12 protein-coding genes are annotated in these 20,727 nt (G+C 41.1%); 5 read left to right on the top strand and 7 right to left on the bottom strand.

Translation table 11 applies throughout. The features are described 5' to 3' along the window. Positions 1-114: 114 nt before the first annotated feature. Positions 115-2,637, top strand: coding sequence for a hypothetical protein (locus tag AAFF35_RS00795; protein WP_342330437.1), 2,523 nt, complete (start codon positions 115-117; stop codon positions 2,635-2,637). Between the two features lie 58 nt (positions 2,638-2,695). Here the strand turns inward: AAFF35_RS00795 and AAFF35_RS00790 are convergent, their stop codons facing one another. From AAFF35_RS00790 to AAFF35_RS00780, 3 genes are all read right to left on the bottom strand, one after another. After that, positions 2,696-4,291 (bottom strand): S8 family peptidase, encoded by a 1,596-nt coding sequence (locus tag AAFF35_RS00790; RefSeq protein ID WP_342330436.1) that lies wholly within the window; start codon positions 4,289-4,291, stop codon positions 2,696-2,698. A gap of 140 nt (positions 4,292-4,431) precedes the next feature. Next, positions 4,432-5,223 carry a uroporphyrinogen-III C-methyltransferase gene (cobA, locus tag AAFF35_RS00785; protein WP_342330435.1) on the bottom strand — a complete coding sequence of 264 codons (792 nt, stop codon included), beginning with the start codon at positions 5,221-5,223 and terminating at the stop codon, positions 4,432-4,434. 92 nt (positions 5,224-5,315) lie between these two features. Further along, positions 5,316-5,753, bottom strand: coding sequence for an Rrf2 family transcriptional regulator (locus tag AAFF35_RS00780; RefSeq protein WP_074608586.1), 438 nt, complete (start codon positions 5,751-5,753; stop codon positions 5,316-5,318). Between the two features lie 435 nt (positions 5,754-6,188). Here AAFF35_RS00780 and AAFF35_RS00775 point away from each other — a divergent pair, with 435 nt between their 5' ends. Next, on the top strand, positions 6,189-6,500 hold the full coding sequence (locus AAFF35_RS00775) for a hypothetical protein (RefSeq protein WP_342330434.1): 312 nt from the start codon (positions 6,189-6,191) through the stop codon (positions 6,498-6,500). A gap of 89 nt (positions 6,501-6,589) precedes the next feature. Beyond that, positions 6,590-7,918 (top strand): sigma-54 dependent transcriptional regulator, encoded by a 1,329-nt coding sequence (locus AAFF35_RS00770; RefSeq protein WP_342330433.1) that lies wholly within the window; start codon positions 6,590-6,592, stop codon positions 7,916-7,918. Positions 7,919-7,921: 3 nt separating this feature from the next. Here AAFF35_RS00770 and AAFF35_RS00765 read toward each other — a convergent pair whose 3' ends face one another. Next, the gene (locus AAFF35_RS00765; protein ID WP_342330432.1) at positions 7,922-10,474 is read right to left on the bottom strand and encodes an ATP-binding protein; all 2,553 of its coding nucleotides are present in this window, start codon (positions 10,472-10,474) and stop codon (positions 7,922-7,924) included. A gap of 81 nt (positions 10,475-10,555) precedes the next feature. Continuing rightward, positions 10,556-11,824 carry a putative sulfate exporter family transporter gene (locus AAFF35_RS00760; protein ID WP_342330431.1) on the bottom strand — a complete coding sequence of 423 codons (1,269 nt, stop codon included), beginning with the start codon at positions 11,822-11,824 and terminating at the stop codon, positions 10,556-10,558. Between the two features lie 324 nt (positions 11,825-12,148). Between AAFF35_RS00760 and AAFF35_RS00755 the strand changes: the two genes are divergently transcribed. Both AAFF35_RS00755 and AAFF35_RS00750 read left to right on the top strand, forming a co-directional pair. Beyond that, positions 12,149-15,055 (top strand): glycosyl hydrolase family 28-related protein, encoded by a 2,907-nt coding sequence (locus AAFF35_RS00755; protein ID WP_342330430.1) that lies wholly within the window; start codon positions 12,149-12,151, stop codon positions 15,053-15,055. Positions 15,056-15,171: 116 nt separating this feature from the next. Further along, the gene (locus AAFF35_RS00750; protein ID WP_342330429.1) at positions 15,172-16,461 is read left to right on the top strand and encodes a DUF4374 domain-containing protein; all 1,290 of its coding nucleotides are present in this window, start codon (positions 15,172-15,174) and stop codon (positions 16,459-16,461) included. A gap of 56 nt (positions 16,462-16,517) precedes the next feature. On the opposite strand, the gene AAFF35_RS00745 is transcribed toward AAFF35_RS00750, so the two are convergent. Both AAFF35_RS00745 and treF read right to left on the bottom strand, forming a co-directional pair. Beyond that, positions 16,518-19,169: a TonB-dependent receptor gene (locus tag AAFF35_RS00745; RefSeq protein ID WP_342330428.1), complete on the bottom strand. Its 2,652-nt coding sequence runs from the start codon at positions 19,167-19,169 to the stop codon at positions 16,518-16,520. Positions 19,170-19,225: 56 nt separating this feature from the next. Beyond that, positions 19,226-20,719, bottom strand: coding sequence for an alpha,alpha-trehalase TreF (gene treF / locus AAFF35_RS00740; RefSeq protein WP_342330427.1), 1,494 nt, complete (start codon positions 20,717-20,719; stop codon positions 19,226-19,228). Positions 20,720-20,727 lie beyond the last annotated feature (8 nt).

Genomic DNA, 20,727 nt, shown 5'->3' with positions numbered 1-20,727 from the left:
AAACAAAAGAAACAATATTCATTCATTTTTTTACTTCATATCTTCGCGTTCATTATTGTACCGAAAGCATTATATTCGTTTAGTTGAAGAAATTAATGCTCACTCGTACTGTATATGGACGATATATCTACCTTAAATGAAGTAAAGAGTCTAATCCTATTAAAAACAGGAATTCGAACCATCACTCCTGCTGATTGTAAAAGGATCTCCATTGAAATCAGTAAAACGTTAAACAAGAATGTTAGCGAAACAACCATAAAGCGATTGTTTGGATTTGCGGTGGTAAAACATAACTTTTCAAAGTTTACCCTGACCACGTTATCGGAATATGTCAATAAGGAACAAATTGGCAATTGGACTGCTCCTGTTCATTTAAATGCTCAGGAAAGTGCCACCAATTGGACAGACATCCGGCATAATGCCAGAAGGATCACGGACTTTACCTTGAAAGGGATTAAGAACCGTTCCGGTATTCCTTATGAGATGACCATCAGCCGGAAATTTGCAGAACATGACTTTGATGACTTCTTTAAGAGCAACTATACTTATACCTGTTTTATTTCACAACCTGGTTATGGCAGGACCATCCTTCTTAGTCATTTAGTAGAAAAGTTCTTTAATAACGAATCTTCGGTACACAAGGACTCTACGGTAATGTTCATCACCGCAAATAGTTTTTTCAATGTAGACCAGCTTACACTAAACTTTGAAGACCAGCTTAAAGTGCAACTGGGAATTTACCACAAAGAGAGTCTGCTGGAACATATTCAGGAAAACTATAGTCAGACAGGGAAAAAATTTATCATTGTTCTGGATGGCTTTTCAGAGCTCATCATTAAAAAGGATTTAAAGAAACAACTTTTTGAAAGTATCATCAGTTTTATTTGTTCCATTGAAAATGTAGACTGCATTAAACTGGTAATGAGCATGCGGTCCACGACATGGATGAGATTTTATGATTGCATCAGACATTCTGCATTTTTGAAGTCGAAATGGTTTACAGGAAATTACTTCAATCAGAATGAAGTCTCCAATGTCCCTCCCCTCACGGGCAAGGAAGTGGATCAGATCATCTCTAAAGTCAATCAATCTGATGTTTATGAATTAAATCCAAAACTTAAATCTCAATTAAAATTTCCCTTATATATACAACTGTATTATCAGTTAAAAGAAGAAGATCCGTATTTCAATTATTCTACGAGCATTACTTTTCATGAACTGATCTCCAGATTTATTCAGGAGAAAATTTACCGGTCAAATTATTATACGGAGAAAATTCTCTTTCTGAAAAAAGTCATCCAGCTCACAGATTATGGGAAGAAAGTGGACTCCGTTCCAAAAGACCTTCTGATCAGCGAGTTGTCGGCATTTAAAAATGCATATATGGAGCTTTTATCTGAGGGTATCCTGATGGAAGAGAAAAGTCAGGACGATTATCAGCCAAGGGAATATGTCCGTTTTATTTATCCTCATATCTTTGAATACTTCCTCTTTATTGAATTGCTGGAGAAATTCCATTTACAGGTTGACTGGACTTTCTTCCAGTTTATCCAGAGTTCTTATGAAAGCACTAATGTAAGGTTCCACCTGTTACAATGGACGATCCGCTTTATCATCAGGATCGGTGATTTCAGGTCCCTCTCTCATATTTTTGACCTGCAGCTAAATTATTTTGAACGGAATTACCTCATTCTGTTTATTGCCGAGAACCTTAGGTTCAGGACCCGGTATAGCCCGGACACCATTAAGCTTTTAACAGATCATAAGCTTCATGACATCCTCATCAAACAGCTGATCAATTTTGACTTTGTAGATTCCTGCTATAAAGAAGCGGTTACTGTTCTTGCAGATGTAGCAGATACAGATGAAAACCGGTTAATTTATCAATCTATTCTTGCCATTTTTGACATCATGAGTATGGATCAGGATAAGGTGGCCATGAGGTTGAACAAACTAAGTGCGTTAGATGTAAAAGGATGGCCGGTAAACCCATACGAACTGACCTGGCTGATTTACCTTAAACTGAGCAACAGGCCGATTGAACCACATCCTATGATTCAGGATCTGGAAAATTTCAATTATCCTTTTTTAGACACCAAAGCAGCACTCGATACCAAGCAGGGAATTGCCTATGTATTGTTGCTTATCCTGAATACTTTCTATGGTAGTGATGAAGGCACGATCAGGATCATCAAAACCATTTCTAAATTACATCCCCGTGTATTTTCCAAAAGAACGGCTTTTACCATCTTTATGATGAACGTTTTTGCACTATCGAGCTCCAAGGTCAACCCTGGAAAGAAAACCGATCAGATAGAACATATATTGGTAGAGATCCACAATAACAAAACACGGTTTAAACTTACCGAATACTCTGAATCCATTTTAAGGATGATGCAGGCCAATCAGCTGAGAAACAGAGGAGAGTATGTACTTGCTTATGAGTATTCAAACGAGTGCATTCAGATTTTCAAAAGAAATGAACTGAACCTCAATTGTATCATGATGTACGATGTGATTATTGCCATCTTCAAAGACCTTAAAGATCCGGTAAAAGTAAACGAATATAAATACGAGCGGTTATGCTTTATGGAGGAAAGAAAAATACCTCATAAACTGCTGGTCAACGTCAGTTAAAAAGAAAGCGCCATTAATCGGATTAATGGCGCTTTCTTTTTTATATATGCAGGAATATCTATTTCTTATATTCAGCTGCCAGTTTTAATGCATTATAAGCATTTACGATACCTCCGGTTACGCAAAGGTCTGAAAAAGGAATATCCTTTGTCGTCTCTCCCTGCTGTACTTTCACTACCTGGTCTACCTTAACTACAGATTTAAGAATGATATCTTTCACCTGTACCGCGGTCAGCTTAGGATAGTAAGAACGGATCAGTCCGGCTAAACCTGCAACCACAGGCGCAGCCATACTTGTTCCGTCTAAGTTTTCATATTTAGAACCAGGAACAGTTGAATTGATCCTTACACCAGGTGCAAATACATCAACCGTAGTTTTTCCGTAATTTGAAAAGTTAGCTTTGATGGTTTCATCATTTGCCCAGCCTGAAGCACCTACAGTAATCCATGAAGCAGCAACTCCACCATCCGCATACTGAGGATTAGGGAAATTTTGTTCTACTTCCAGATCTTTGTTGTCATTTCCCGCAGCATGAATCAATAACACATCTTTAGAAACTGCATATTTTACCGCTTCATCTACAATGGTTTTATTCCATGAATAAGCTTTACCGAAACTCATGTTGATGACTTTAGCACCGTTATCGGCAGCATAGCGGATTGCATTTGCCACATCTTTATCACGTTCATCACCATTAGGTGTATTGCGGACTGCCAGGATCTCTACATTATCAGCAATACCTTTTATACCCAGGTCATTGGTTCTTACTGCGGCAATAATACCGGAAACGTGAGAACCATGACGTGCATCCGGACCAGCCACATCGTTATTGCCGTAAAAACGTTCCTTTGTATTTTCAGGATCATCCCCAACAATTGATCTTGGGTCATAATCCAGGTTCAGGTTATATTCTACCTGCGATTTGAAGTGGTCATATCCGGGTAACACCTGACCGTCATAAAATTCCTTGAAAGTGGCATTCTTTAACTGCTCTACCATAATTCTCTGGATATTTTTCTCCATATCAGTTACAGGAACAAAACTTTGGAAATCGGCAACGGTAGGGTTTTCCTTACCTATTTTTTTCACCACATCATCTATCGCTGTTTTGATAGAACCATAGCGCATTAGTCCGTCTTTGGCTTCGGCCAGTTCTTTTTCCAGTTCTGCCTTATTCTTTTGATAAGCTTCAAATGCAGGCAGGTCATTTGCTTTTACAGAAGTCGCATCGGAATTGCCGAATTTAGCATTGTCTCTGCGTACCAGACGGGTTAACTCCAGTGTTTCATGATTTACTGAACCTTTCGCAGAACCCAAAAAGTTCCATCCATGGATATCATCGATATATCCGTTCTTATCATCGTCTTTTCCGTTACCTGCTTTTTCCTTTTTATTTACCCAAATGATTGATTTCAGGTCTTCATGGTTGGTATCTACCCCACCATCCAGCACTGCAACAATAACAGACCTGGACTTTTTTCCTTTTAACAATTCGTGATAAGCTTTCTCTGTACTGATACCGAAAGTAGAATCTGCTTTAAGGTCCAGGTTCTGCCAGTTTGGCTTTTGTGCCATGGACAAAAAAGGAACGGCTGCCAATAAAGACAAACCCAGAATCCCGCGATAGCAAAAATTTGCTTTTATTTTATTCATAAGTTGATATTTTAAACAAAGTTAATTAATAAATAGCTCAGGGTGTTTATTCAGGATGTGCGACAATCACCAATTGCTATCCCATAAACGTAAAAAGCCAGATACAAATATCTGGCTTTTAAAACAAAATGAGATAATTCCTACTGTAAAGACATCAATTCGTAAAAATCTTTGATCCTGGCAAAGGAAGGATGCAGGGAAACCACATCTCCAAAAACCAATAGTGCAGGAGAGGAAATCTTGTTGTCCTCTATTAATTCAGCAATGGTATCTACCACCCCTATTTTTATATGTTCATTGACCGAAGAGCCATTTTCAATAACTGCTACAGGAAGTTTATTTTTACCTTCTGCCTGGAAGATGGCAGTGATCTCTCTTATTTTCTCAATTCCCATCAGAATGACCACCGTTGCTTTTGATTTTGCTGCCACGGACAAATCAGGAGAAAGCTCACCGGCAGCATTTGTTCCGCTAAGGACCCAAAAGCTATCGCTCAGGGTATTGTAGGTCATGGGTATTTTATGTAATCCCGGAACACCCAAAGCGCTGGAAATACCGGGTATAATTTCTGTTTGAATACTGTACGATTCTGCATAGTCTACCTCTTCGAAGCCACGGGCAAAGACAAAAGGATCGCCGCTTTTTAACCTAACCACATGGCCATAATTTAAAGCATAATCGATCATCAGTTTATTCACCGCATCCTGAGAAAATGACTCATCGTCAGATTTACTGCCTACAAATATTTTAATTGCCTTTTCGGGAGCATGATTGAGCAGGGCTTCATTCACCTGTGCATCATATAAAACCACATCTGCGGCAGCAATTGCCTTAACACCTTTTAAGCTAATGAGTTCAGGATCACCGGGACCGGCTCCTACCAATGTAATTTTAGGTTCTTTTACACCACTTTCTATCTTATTTAAAATCATAGCCTAACGTTTAAAGGTATTACATATTTGTCTTATGGATACAAATATACAAAAAGACTATAGAAATAGTAGACTTTATTTGAAATTAAATATTAATTAACAATGCTTTCATCAGTTTCGCGGGCAATAACGTCTGCGATAGAGGTTTGAGCAAGGACTTTCAAAGTTGCGTCCCGTACATCAATAAAAGTTTTTCTAATGCCACAGGTCACTTCATCATGACATTCATCGCATTTACGGTAAAATTTAAGACTGGCACATGGAACCATTGCAATCGGTCCGTCGGTAATGCGCAGGATATCGGCCAGATAAATATCACCCGGCTCTTTATTCAGGCTATAACCACCACCTGCACCTTTTTTACTGTACAGATAACCTGCATTACGCATGTCCAACAGGATCTGCTCTAAGAACTTTCTGGGGATCATTTCCTGTTCAGCCAATCTTACGATCTGCATAGGAGGATTTCCAGCGTTTTTTCCGAGCGCAACAAGTGCCTTTATTGCGTATTTAGTCTTCTTAGATAGCATAAAGACAAAGTTAAGAAAAATACATTACTTTCTCATAGCGTAATATATAGCTGAAATTGCAGGAAATTCATAAGGTACTGTGGTGGTCGTATTATGGTAGTGTTGTGATACTGGTCAACTCTTCTCTATGTTTCGTTCGACTCTTCTTCGAGTCGGAGTCGAAGAACACTTGCAAAGACTTCGCACCATATTCGGCCGGAACATAGAGAACGATACAACACTACTATAACACTACCCGAACAGTGTCCCTCCCTTCCCTGACGGATCTGTTTCTTTCCGCTACAAAGTGTGGAACAAGGCAACAGTTACTTTTCAGGAAAAGAACAAAAATCACTGAATATAAGCGATTTAACACCAAAAAGCAGTTTTGGCATCATTATGAAACCTATCTGATCGTAATTAAAACAGAATAATAAACTTTTAAAATATATAATTATGAAAAAGATCATCTTATCCGCAGCATTTTTAGCATTCGTAGGGTTAACACAAGTAAAAGCAAGTGATGTTAAAAATCCAGCTATCGTTACCGTAAAACAAGACAGTGTAACCAAAACTCCAGTTGAATTGAAAGATCTTCCAGATGCAGTTAAAACAACATTGGCATCTGATAAATACAAAGAATGGACGCCAACAGCTGCATTTTTAGTGACCAAAGCAGATAAGTCTGAGTATTTTCAGGTTGATGCTAAAAAAGGAGAAGAAACTGCTTCTTTAAAACTATCTAAAGAAGGTGCAGTTATTGAGTAAGCCCACAATAAATATCAATTAATATACTTCACAAAAGCCGGATATCCTCCGGCTTTTGTATTTTTGCTATAATTACAAGCGAAATCCCTATGGCAAAAATACTGATTATTGAAGACGACCTCACTTTTTCGCAGTTACTGGAAGGTTTTCTGACCAAACATGGTCATGAGCCCAGTTCGGTGAGTGATGTAAAAAAAAGTCTAAAACTAATAGAACAGCAAAGTTTTGACCTTTTATTGGTAGATTATCGTTTACCTGACGGAACAGGTCTCGACGTTTTATCCCATATACGTGGAAAAGGATTAACCCAGCCGGTCATTATCATGACCAGTTTTAATGATGTAAGAACGGCAGTAAAATCCATCCAGTTAGGGGCCTTCGATTACATTACCAAGCCTGTAAATCCAGATGAGTTGCTGATGATTATCAACAATTCCCTGGGTAAAAAAGAAACCATCAGCTCCGGCACTTCCATTGAGCATACAGATGCCATCAAAGGGAAGAGCAGCATTGCTGATAAACTATACGAACACATCAACCTCGTTGCCCCTACCGATATGTCGGTCATCATTCAGGGAGAAAGCGGAACAGGAAAAGAATATGCTGCAAGAGCACTGCACATGCAGAGCAAACGTAAGGACAAGCCTTTTGTAGCGATCGATTGCGGTGCATTATCCAAAGACCTCGCAGCAAGTGAATTATTCGGACATGCCAAGGGCGCCTTTACAGGTGCTCTGAATGACAAGAAAGGTCAGTTTGAAGCGGCAAACGGAGGCACCTTGTTTCTGGATGAAGTTGGGAACCTCAGCTATGAGGTTCAGGTAAAGATGTTACGCGCTTTACAGGAACGGGTAATCCAGCCACTTGGAAGCACTAAGACTGTAAAAGTCGATGTAAGGATCATTACCGCCACCAACGACGACCTGAAATCAAGTGTAGCCAATGGCTCCTTCCGGGAAGACCTTTACCATCGTCTAAACGAATTCAAGATCCAGCTTCCCGCATTGAGAGATAGAGGCAAGGACATCGAGTTATTCATCAATCATTTCATCAGACTTTCCAACACCGAATTACAACGTAATGTGCAGAACCTGTCTCAACAGGCGAAAGACCTTTTGCTGCAGTACGATTGGCCGGGAAATTTGCGGGAGCTAAAGAATGTGATTAAACGGATGGTGTTATTGACTCCATCGGAAACGGCAGAGGTAGATTCTTTACCGGAAGAAATGATCATCTCCATTAATCAGATTCCAAAACCCAATGGTACAGATCTCAAAGCCATCAATGAGGTGAATGAGAAAATGCTGATTATAGAAACCCTGGTCAAGGTTAAATACAACAAATCAAAGGCAGCCAAATTACTGAATATCGATCGCAAGACCTTATACAGTAAAATGGAACGCTATGAAATAGAGTAAGAACTAAACTTCTTTTATCTGGCCGATCAGCAGCTTTAATTGTGCTGATAAGGCCTGTATATCGGCTCTGGTTGCTTTGTCAGGAACCGGATGCTCAGATAAAGTGATTTCCATCTCCCGGAACTCAGTAGCCAGTTTCCGGGAACCAATCTGGGCAATCCGCCCCGCAAGACGGTGAGTAACCAGACGCAATGTTTCCCCGTCTTTCTTTTCCAGGGCTTCCTGAGTTTCCTGAATATCGTTTTCCGAATCCACAACAAAGCGGTCCAGGATCTTTTTCAATTGTTCCTCATCATCGAAAGTCATCTTCCGTAGCGGTCCAAGATCGAGCGCGATCTTTTCCGCCCCTATTTCCTCTTCGCGAATTTCTTCTTCTTCTTTCTGCTGGTCTAAGGCTTTTATCTGTTGGCTTCCGGTGCCCATGGAAAGGTTAATTTCTTCCGAGAATACGGCCAGCAGTTCATTCTCCCTGAAGGGTTTCATCACCAATCCGTCAAAGCCATTGTTTAAGAGAAATTCTCGTTCATCAGGGAGCACTTGTGCCGTGATGGCAAAGATCTTAACCGTGGAGCCCATTCGTTCCCTGAGGAGTTTGCAAAGTGCAATTCCATTCATTTCAGGCATCCGCATATCCACCAGGATATATTTCAAATCTGTTCCTTCTTCTTCTTTCAGCAATTCGGATGGAGAATGAAAGCTTTTATAGGTAATTCCATTCCTTTGAAAGATGATGCCGCAGAGGTCAAGGATCAGGGGATCATCATCTACCACCCATACCTTGAAAGGCTTCCAGGACACCTGTTCATTTGCATTTAGCAATGTTTCTGTGATCGGTTCTGCTGCGACTTTAAAAGTCAGGTATACCGTGAAAACGCTTCCTTCTCCCTGTTTGCTTTTTACATAAATCCGACCTCCCTGGTTTTCAACCAGCGACTTGATGATCGTTAAACCCAGACCTGTACCCGCCTGGTTTAAGACTTCATTATCCGGCGCATTCACCTGCTCAAATTCATTAAATATCACCGCTGTTGCTGCCTCAGAAAGGCCTATCCCCGTATCCTTTACCATAAAGGTGAAATGGAGGTGCTCCGCCTGTCTTTTATAGAATACCGAAAGGACCACCTCCCCTTCATTTGTAAATTTGATGGCATTCCCCAATAAATTGTAAAGGATTTGTTTTAGCCGGAAAGGATCTCCGGTAATGTATTTTGTTTCATGCAGCGTCACTTCGGTTATCAGTCCAAGCGATTTCCGTTCTGCCTGTGGCCGCATGACAGAAACAACTTCCTCTAAAAGTTTAACAAAATCAAAAGGCTTATCTGCGAAAGTAAACTTGCCGGAAATGATCCGGTTATAGTCCAGCACCTCATTTACGATCTGCAACAAATGCTCGGAAGAGTGATAAATGGCATCAATATCTTTCGGTTTCGGCTGCTCCTGCTGCCGGATCACTTCTGCATACCCGATAATGGATTGCAGGGGTGTCCGGATCTCGTGGCTCATGTTAGAAAGGAAGCGTTGCTTCGCCTGTCCATGATATTCGGCTTCATCTCTGGCCAGCTCCAGTTCATTTTTATACCGGTTGCTTCGCGTGATGTCGGTCAGGATGAAATAAAGCAAAAGTAACATCAGCAGGAAAAACACAAGCATAATGATACTGATGGTATTGATTCCGGTATTGACCACATGTTTGGCCTGAATGCCATTGAGCTCTATCTGTGTCACAACTTCACTCTCTACTTTTCTGAGAATATCGAGCATCTGGTTGATTAACCTGTTGTTTGCATTGGCCAGTTCGGCCTCCTTATTCAGGAACCTCGCACTTTTCATCCTTTGCTCTTTTTCAATGGTTCTGAGGGATTCTTCCAGACTTCTGGAGATTTTATCTTCATTTGAAAGTGCAATGGTATCTACTTTTACATGCTGTTCGTTGATGATTTTATAAGACTTATTGTCCTCACTGTTTTCCTTCTTCTTTCCAAAAAGCCGACCGAAAAAACTTCTGTTTTTATCCTCGGTTGAGTAAATGGTGGTCGTGGAACTTTGCTGCTGTGAAGCCAGAATTGTACTGTCATTACCACTTTTATTCACCATATCGCTCAGATTTTGCACCTGTCTGGAGAATGACTTATTGTTCACCAGGCCTTCTCTGACCTTCAAATAATTGACAAACTGGTTATCTCGTTCCCTTAAAAGCTTTTGAATGCTCACAATGCGGTGAAGCTGTACCGTATCCCGGGGATATAACATCAGCAAAGAATCCAATACCAGTCGCAACTGACTGGATTCTTTAAACAGCTTGCCGTAATTTTTCGAATCATTCGAAGCCTGCCTTTTTTGCATCTGATCCAAACGGCTGATTTTAAGAGAAATCAGGTTCACCATCCTCAGGCGTTCACTTGGGGCAGAAATGTTTTCAACGGTATTTAACATTTCATTAAAAGCGACCTTACTCACCCCCCAGGCCATCAGCAAGGCAAAACACGCCAATAGCAATGCGATGATGATCTTTCCTTTAATGGCCTTAAATAAACTCTTTTTGGGGGTACTACTCATTTTTTAAATCACAATTATTGACAATACAAATAGAACAGCAAGGAACCTGCCATGATCTGCTTTTTTAAATAAAAGAACGAATTATCCGAATAAAAAGAAGGCGATAATTAAGGTAATGATCACATTAAAAAGCTGTGCGGTCAGAAATGCGTAAAGCGGCTTTTTACTATTGTTCTTAAAAAGATCCTTAAAGTTAGTTTCCAGTCCGATGCTGGTAAATGCCAGTGCGAACCAGGCACCCTGTAAATTTTTCAAACCATCTTTCACATCGGATACCGTCCCTTTTGAAAGGAAGAAAGAAAACAGCAATGAGGCTCCGATAAAGCCCAATACAAATTTGGGAAAGCGTTCCCAAATGACGCCCAAAGTAGGTTTTACCCTTTGCCCACTTTCGTCGGTATGGTTGGTATAGGACCAATAAATACTGATGACAAAAGCAGCAATCCCCAGTAATACATTCTGTGAAAATTTAACAATGGTACTAATTTTTAATGCTTCGTCTCCTACCATAGATCCTGAGGCCACTACTGCTCCGCTGGTATCAATACTTCCACCAAGCCAGGCTCCGGTTACTGCTTGTGGGAAAGAGAAATAATTGGCGATATAAGGCATAAAGATCATCATAGGAATTGCGGTGATCAAGACCATAGAGATGACATAGGAAAGCTTTTTTGAATCCCCTTTGATCGCTCCAGAAGTAGCGATTGCCGCCGAAACACCGCAAATAGAAACGGCACTGGAGATCATCATGGTCAGTTCATCATCCACTTTAAGTTTTTTACACAACCAAAAAGCGAAATACCAAACCGAAAGCACGACTACCAATGCCTGGATCAAGCCAAGAGAACCGGCTTTCAGAATATCCGCGAAGATCACTGTTGTTCCCAATAAGACCAATCCGATCTTTACGAAAAGTTCTGTAGAAAGTGCCGTACGGAACCAATCCGGCAATTTGAAAAAGTTGCCGATTGCAAGGCCAATGATCAGACTAAAAATCACGGCCTCCAGATTGAAGGACCGCATCGTGGAACTGCCGGCAATCACTAACGCAATAATGGTAAGTACATAGACCGCCGGAAAGCCAAGGACAAAGTTTTTGACTGATTTCCCCATGATCAAAGTTCCTAAAGTCCCAATCGACAGGATAAATAAGAACTGAACGAGTATCGCCCTCAGGTTATCAAACTGCAGTACTTTATCGAATAAGATAGTAGAACTGTCCCATTTAAAAACAGGAACGGGAACCTGGAAAAATAAAATAGAAATAAAGATTACCATTGCGCCGAGCAGGACCACAGTCCAGTCTTCATGCATAGAAAAGTTGTTGGGTTTTAATAGTTTTTTGGTCATTTACAGGTTTATTTATTTGTGTGACGTAATTTAAGCTTTTATATGAAAAAGCCAGGTCATCCAACCTGGCTTTTAACCAAACAAAACTTAGATCTAACCAAACATCTAATTTTTTTTAAGCATCAGCCCGGGCGGGCTGAGAATTATATTCTTTAAGCTTACTGAGAGCAAATATAATAAAGTCTACTAATTTAATAGAATTTATTTTCAATTATTTTTCCGAAGGGATAACAATGCCCTTTATTGCCAGAATAACTGACTACTTAGTTAAGAAAGTTTAGTACTTATTATCGATTTTTAACTGAATATTACTCCATCCACACAATGAATAGGTTTCCCTTTCTGCTGATCGCTCTCTTCTCTTGTTTTTTTACGCAAACAAATGCGCAGATTCATCTGCCCAGGCAAAGTGGAATAGCGATACTGCCGGCAAAAAATGCAAGCCATATTGCAGGGATTTACAAAGACACCATCATCGTGATTAGCGGCAGCACTTATTCATTTACAGTGGATACCCCTGAGGATCAGGGACTGGTTTCTACCAATATTGGAACAAAAGGCTTATTCGCACAAATCAGGTCTTCAGATGGTACTGCCCAGAAATATGAGCTCAGTGATGGTAACGGTGTAAAAAAAGAAGAAGGGTCCTTACTCAGCGGAGATCGGCTAACAGTCATTTCCGAAGATGGAAAATCCAGACGGACATATTATATTTTACTAAGGGAGCTAGCCATCGCGGGCAAACTGCGGCTGGGAACAGAAAAGATGACCGTTCATACTCCGCAGGAGCTCAGTCTTTATTTTACTGCCGGACAGCGAAGTCCGGACGTAACAGTCAGTATTACCGTTCCACCAGGAATCAGGCTGACGATGGAAAACACAACTGTTAACGTTATTGGCCGCGGAGAGGTGATGTTAAAGGATCTTAGCAGCCAGTCTATCGGCAAAACAGGGACAAATTATTCCTATTCCAGGGTAGGAAATGTTGTGCTTGAGGGTAGTCCTGTAAACGGACAAACCATTACATTTAATCATCTGGACCTGCGTCCGGCAAATGGTCCTGACCTTAAAATCACCATTAGAAATGTGAACCTAGGCAAAGCGGGTACGTATTTTTTTAAAGCCAGGTACCGCACCTCAAAGCCAAAGGTATTGCAAAGCCCCGGAACGGGAACTGAAATCGCAGTACTCCATGCAGTTGCTTTCATTTCTGATTTTCAGCGGATCCCACTTCACAATTTACATTTTAAGGAACAGCCGAAAACCTATACTCAGGTTAATTTCAAATGGAGTGCTAATCCTGAGACCGGCAAAACACAGATCTTACAATCAATAGATCTGGGAAAAACCTGGAAGTTAAGTCCTGCCCTGGTCAACATTAAAAACAGTACTGCTCATATTTCCGGATTAATACCAAACCAACAATATCGTTTTAAACTTCGAAGCGGCAGCGGGCAAGGAGCTTTGTTTTCAAACGAAGTTAGATTTTATGCCGGAAAAACTGACGTCAGGGAATATGGTATTGTGGCTGATGAACAGCAGGATCATACCGACCAGATCAACAGGGCTATAGATTCATTGGCCGAAAATGGTGGAGGAACGCTTCTTTTTAGTAAAGGAACTTATCGGGTAAGGACTGTTCATCTAAAGAGCAATGTTTATTTGTATGTCGATAAAGATGCGGTCATCAAGGCCATTAAAGGAACTGACGCTCCGGAAAGTACCTGGTTTAGCGATAAAAAATACAGATCCGGACTTTCTCCTACAGATACCGGTCCCTATGAGGATCCTGAAAATTACCTGACTAAGCAAGATGTTGGTCATCATTATTTTAGAAATGCCATGTTTTTTGGCGAACGGCTAGACAATGTAAAAATCATAGGAAGGGGGCTCATTACAGGAGATGGCAACCTGGTAACTGGAGATAAGGTGATGAACAATCCGCCTGACCATCGTGGAGACAAGATGTTTTCTTTTAAATTGTGTAGTAACCTGGAAATCGGCGGTATCGATACGCCTGAAGACCTATGGTACGATCCGGAAAAAGATGAACCTTATTATCTTGGAAAATCCGGGACCAGGCAATTTGATACTTCCAACATGCTGAAGATTGAACGTGCAGGGCATTTCGCCCTGTTGGCAACCGGAACGGACTCCATCAATGTTCACGATACATATTTTGCAAAAAATCAGGTTTCCAATGCCAGAGACATCTACGATTTCATGGGTTGTAATGAGGTGACTGCCACCAATATTTACTCAAAGGTAAGTTCTGATGACATCATAAAATTAGGCTCAGATTGTTCGCTTGGTTTTACCAGACCCGCAGCAAATTATAAGGTGCGAAACATCATCGGCGACACCAATTGCAACCTCTTTCAGATCGGTTCAGAAACTGCCGACGACATCAGTAAAGTTTGTATAGATAATATCTATATCCTTGGCGCAAATAAAGCAGGTTTTTCTATATCAACCAATGACGGGGCACTGATCAAAGACATTCACCTCAATTGTGGGCATACCGGAAGGATCCACTCCCGCTCAAAGATGTTCCGAACTACTGCCCCCTTCTTCATTTCCATCTCTAACCGTGGAAGAATTTCAGGTGCTGAAGTAGGAAAATATGCTTTTCTGGAAAACGGAAAAATAAGAACAGAGTTATTGGTTAAAAATATAAACATAGGCCGGGTTGAAAAGGTTATGCTACAGGGCATAGATATTACTGAGATCTATAGTGGCAGCTCCTATAGCGGAAGCCGTTGGAAAGTTTATGATGGTACACAAAAACGATCGGCCTCAATTATCGCAGGATATCGGCTCCCGGATTCCGCTGCTGTTGAAGGGGGATTAGACTTCCGCCTGCCAAATGGCTTACATACAGGCTATGTTCAGGATGTCGTATTTAAGGACATCCATATCATCGACAAAGGAGGAAATCCGGTTGAAGATGCAAGCCAGGTTCCGCCGGAGCTGGGGCTTGGGCAATACAATGTGTCTAACCTGAAAACACTTCCTGCTTATGGTCTTTGGGCACGTCATGCGACGGGATTAAAGGTGGAAAAAAGCAGTTTCAATTATGAGAAGACCGATGATAGACCTGCCATAGTTCTGGAAGATGTAAAAGACGTCCGTTTCAAAGACCTCAAAATACGGAAATCAAAAAATCAAAATCAGGTTATCCTGCAGAAGAGCAGTCAAAATGTAGACCTGAAACAGGTGATTCATCATTAGGTAACGCTCTATTCCCGTTTAATTTGGGTCAAACTCAACGGTTATGTCAGCTGATTTCTCAAGGGCATTGAAAACGTCATCTTTTTTTTTCTAAGTTTGTATAGCAAAAATCAGTGATGAAAATCAATAATGGATCTTCCTCCGGCACTGCAAACAACATCATCCCAGGAACTATGACCAAATCAGCAAAAAATGCTGTCCTTTTCTTTAGCTTAATTATCCTTTTTTGTTGCCTGACTTTCTGCCGGGAGCAACCAGGTAATGTCAGTGCTGCATCAGAAAAAAAATACAGCATTTATATTTTAGGGAAAGACGGGAAAGAATATATTATGGAGACCAATACTTTAGATAGTGGCATATTGTATCCTGAAAAGACTGGTGCAAAACTCGATGAAAAAGAGATCGATCGTGAACTTGTGGTACGGGACAGGTTTTACTACCTGTTGAACAGAAAAAAAGATTCTTTTATAAAATACAAAGAAGCAGAACAGACCATAACAGAGGTAGCTTCCGCGCCGTTAGAAAACTTTTCAGTCGACAACTATTATTGGTTAAATAAGGACACACTCCTGCTAACCGGCCTAAACACGACCGACTATAGCCAGGTGAAATATGCGATCATACAAACAGACGACATGAAGGTCCTTACCATTGGTGATCTCGCTGTTCCCCGGCCTTTTGGGAAATATACTTCCATCTCAACCGGATTTGTAGAACTGAGAAATAAGCAACTGTTTCTGGGCTATACTTATCACCAAAAATTGAGCTCTTACGATTATACCACCAGTGACACCACCTATCTCGCCTTATTTAATTATCCTCAGATGACTAAGATCAGGATCGATAAAGATGTGCGCTCTACCTACCCCGGCGGAACCAACCTGGTGCAACCTTATTCTTTCAATGATGAAAAAGGCAATTATTATTTTATGACCTGTCCGGGGATTGCACTGGGAAACCGTGCTGACCTTCCTACCGGAATATTCCGGATCAATGCAGGAGCAGATGCTTTGGACAAAAACTACTTTTTCAACATCTCCGGCTCTGTTATCAACAACCATGCTTACGGAATATGGTATCTCGGAGGTAATCAGGCCATCATCAGAACAGAGCGGAAAGATTTATTTAAAGGGCTGAGTGACCATTACAGCACTGCTCATTTTGAATTCTATCTGATCGACCTCTCTTTAGGAAAGGTATTAAAGAAACTGGAACTTCCATTAGATAAGGGAACGAGAAGGGCCTGTGTGATCGTTTCCGGAAATACGGCTTACATCGCGGTGAATTCTACCAAAGAAGGCAATTATGTCTGGCTTTATCATATAAAAACAGGAGCCTTAGAAAAAGGACTTCAACTTGCCGGAGATACAGATTTCATCATGAGAATCGACAAGATTCAAAAGTAAAAAAGGCCGCCCGGAAAAAATCATCCAGGCGGCCGGATCTTTAAATCATTATTTTTTTAGAAGTCAAATGCCGCAGAGAGTTTAGCAAATCTGCCCAGAATAGGTCTGGCATAGTAGATCGTACCTGGAGCCGTAGTTACCCTTGGATTTCCTTCTGTAAGACCAATCGTATTGGTTAAGTTTGAAGCATCCAATGCAAACCGCATCCGCTTAACTTTCAGGGATACCCCTGCGTTCAGTACATCAAAAGTAGGCAGGAGGCTTAAGTTTTCATTGTCTGAATACTTCTTCCCAAAATGATTCACTTCTGCGTAGATGGCCAGGTTCTTTGTCAGATTATAAGCAGGGCGAATGGTTCCATAAAAACCAGGAATTCTACGTACCCTGTTTCCATTGTTATTTACTCCTTCTCCGGAAAAGTCGGTAAATTTTGGATCTTGTAAGGTTGCATTGATGGTTAAACTGAAATTTCCGGCAGTAAACTGTCCTTCCAGCTCCATTCCATAGTTACGCGCTTTTGCGAATTTGTTTTCCGATTGCCCGTTTAACAGGATATCTGTAAAGGCCAGATCAGCAAGGTCCATATAAAAAGCATTAGCAAAAAGTGCAAACTGTTTCGCCTGATATTTATAGCCCAGCTCAAACTGATTGATCACGGTTGGCTTTAATTGATCCAGCTTATCCATATTCTCAAAATAAGCTTCCTCAATCGGCGAACGGAAACCATTGCTATAGCGTACGTAAGCTGCCATATCATCTGCAAACTTATAGTTTGCTGCCGCACTTCCCGATAAACGGTTCACATCATATTTCCAATACTGATAAGCACCGGATAAGACCGTTATTGAATTATCAGCGGTAGTACCTGCGAAATTATTATTGGAGGAAGAACTGTTGTCCAGATTTTGTAAAACAGCATTGGGCTTATTCTTGTATCCGGTATAACGGTCCATGTCAAAACGCAAACCGATATCGAAGGTCAACTGATCTGTTGCTTTTATTTCAGCATTTCCAAAAACCGCATTCAGGTTTCCTTTTGTTTGTGTCTGCCTGGTTAACCAGGAAATATCAGTTACCCCGTTATAGGTTCTGGACCGGTTACTTCCTCCTTCAGAAACGGATTTATCCACCAGGTTTAACAGTTGAGGATTATCAGAAACTGATACCAACAGGTTACTCCAGTTCCATTGCTGGTTAGAAGTCCAGTTCGAGTAATAATAACCAAGGGATAAAGCCACTTTATCATTTTTATAATCAAACCTCAGGTTGTTGGCAAAGTTTTTCATTTGTTTATCAATTGCCCAGTAACCAACTTTTGCAACCAGTCCGGGGTTAATTACCGCACCGGTATTTACATTGGTATATTCAGGGCTTAACACTGGAAATGCTCCGCCGTTAGTACGATATCCCGCAGCAAAATCAGCAGCAGTTTGCGGTTCAGCACCAGGAAAAATGGCAGTATATTCCAAATTGATTTTAGTATATCTGGTATTGTTACTTAAAGTAAAACCACCACCTAAATCTGTTTTAAATTCAGCTCCTACGGCATCCACAATAGGATGAACCCCATCTTCAAGGTTTCTTTTAAAAGAACCGCCACCATATTGAGGAATATCCAGCTGACTGAAATTTCTTGACGTCAATGTTCCGGTATTCGCATTAAATCCCTCAATCCCTTTGGGATTATTCCTATCGGTTAATGGAATGGGCAGCAAGAATAAGTTTCTGTCATTAAGTTTCTTGTAAGACAATTTGATAAAACCCTTATCCAGGTTGTATTTCAGATTCATCTTTACCTGTCCGCCGTCGTTCCCTTTAAAACCAGGGTTACGAACGCCGTTTTCAGTCCTGTAAAACCCACCTACATTGAAGAACAATTTATCTTGTATCAGCGCTCCTCCGACATTCAGGTCAGTCCGAAATAACCCGGAAGTTCCAGTGGTCATTTTTGCTGTTCCCGAGAAATCATTGCTTCCTGTTTTAGTGATAAAATTGATAATTCCTCCGGGGGAATTGGTGGCAAAAACAGAACCAGAACCGCCTCTAAGTGCCTCCATACGAGAAATCGTCTCATCAACACGCAGCCAGTTATCGGCGTTTGCAAATTGCAATGCACCATCTTCAAAAACAGGCATGCCATCTTCCTGAATCTGAACATATTCATAGGCTCCTGCAGAAGGAATCCCTCTTGAGAACAGGTTATTCCCCACTTCTCCACCGGAAGTTTCCACCACAAAACCCGGCACATGCTTTAATAAATCAGCAGCACTCGAAGGGGCAAACTGCTGGATGGTTTTGCTATTAAAACTGGTAATGGCCACACTGGATTCAATTTTCTTTAAAGGATTTACGGAACCAGTCACCACTACGGCATTCAGCTCCATCAAATCCTCCAGCAGGGTGATTTTTAGGGATCCGCCTGCAGAAACCGATTGTTCAATACTCCTGTAACCGATGGCACTAACGATCAGAACTTTGGCATCAGGAGTCAGGTTTAGGGCAAACTTACCGTCCCGGTCGGTTGAGGTGCCGGTTTTAGTTCCCTTGATGACCACTGTTGCACCGACAATTGGCTGGTCATTTTTATCTACTACGGTACCGGTCACTGTTTCTCTGGCCTTCAGGTGTATTACCGGTACTTTACTATAAGTTGTTTCTGCACTGCTCAACAGGCAGCAGGCGGCAATAAAGAATAGATATCTTTTCATAATTTGGTTTTTTAAATGGTTAGGTTTTAGGCTCGTTTATACTGTATGATTAATTTTTATTCATTCATTTTCATTTTTAAGTAGACTCCGTTGGTCCATCCGAAGCCATTCTGATTGGGATATTCTCCTCCCCCCGCAGCAAGAGCGCTATCTACAACATTGTATTTTTCCATCATTTTGCCTGTAGTTTTGAAGACCCTTTCTACCGTTGCCATCCAGTTTCCGGCGATATCTCCGGCAAGTTGCACTGCGCCATAATTGACTGCGGCTTTATAGCCGATCCATTGTAAAGGAGCCCATCCGTTTGGTGCATCCCATTGCTGTCCTGTTGTATTTGGGGTAGTGAGCAAGCCGCCTTCTTTCAAAAAAACAGTTTGCAGGTGTCCCATCACTTTTTCAGCTTCGGCTTCGCTGGCAAGACCAAAGAACAAAGGAAAAGCCATGGCCATGGACCAGGCTTCGGAAGCCAGGCCACGTTTAAAATCATAATCAAAATACCCTCCTTTCTCCTCATTCCACAAATACTTCCTGATCGCAGAAGCACGTTGATTTGCCTTTTTGTGATAATATTCCTGCTCCTCACCGTTGCCTGCCAAAGCAGCACATTTGGCAAGGGTAGATTCCAAATGCCATAGCAGGCTATTGAGATCCACGGGAATCAGATCTGTTGTTTTTATAGTACTGATGTCCTGCCCATCGGCAAACCAACGGCCTGAAAAATCCCAGCCAGACGCACATGCGGCTCTGATATTCCGATATAGATCCGCTTTTTCTGTAGTCGAATGATTGAAGATTTCCAGATCCTCATAATAGCCCTCCGGACGTGGCGTGTTTTCTTTATCCCAGAAGCGGTTTAACAAAACTCCTTCTGGCAACCTCACACTGTGTTCATAAGCCGGTTCAGCCGGACTTAAACGCTCGCTTCCATTCATCCAGAAAGCATATTCAGCTTTCAATTGGGGCAGGTATTTCAGGTAGCAACCCTCGCCTTTTTCTTCTGCGAGCAAATCCAGCATCAAAGAAAAGAAGGGGGGTTGGGAGCGACTGAGGAAATAACTCCTGTTTCCATTTGGAATAAAGCCAAATTCTGCAATCAGGTAAGCAAAATTATCCACCATATTTTCAATCAGATCAATCCTGCGGGACACTTGCAGTCCTAACATGGTAAAATAGCTATCCCAATAAAAAAACTCTCTGAAACGTCCTCCTGGTACCACAAACTTCTGAGGAAGTTGAATCAGGGAACTAAATTCAGCTTCTGTTCTTCTGCTGAGTTTGTCCCATAGATTTTGAATATGGATTACCGGATTTTCTTCCTGTACTGTGATCTCGAATTCTTCATTGGGTGGTAATATGAAATTTTCTTTTACAAATTCCAGCAAATCAAAAGCTGGTTCATGTTGCTGTCTACGGTATTTCTCTAAAATTTCAGGCGCAGTAAATCTGGGCAGACAGTCGGGAAAAACCTTCTGGTCTGCAAAAATCCGTTGCGTCTGAACATCAGAAAACAATTCTTGTAAATCTTCAATATAGAATAAGTGACTTGACATATAAATAT

This window comes from Pedobacter sp. FW305-3-2-15-E-R2A2, assembly GCF_038446955.1.
GTDB lineage: Bacteria > Bacteroidota > Bacteroidia > Sphingobacteriales > Sphingobacteriaceae > Pedobacter.
Note: the sequence above shows the minus strand (reverse complement) of the source record. Positions and strands in the feature narration are given on the sequence as shown.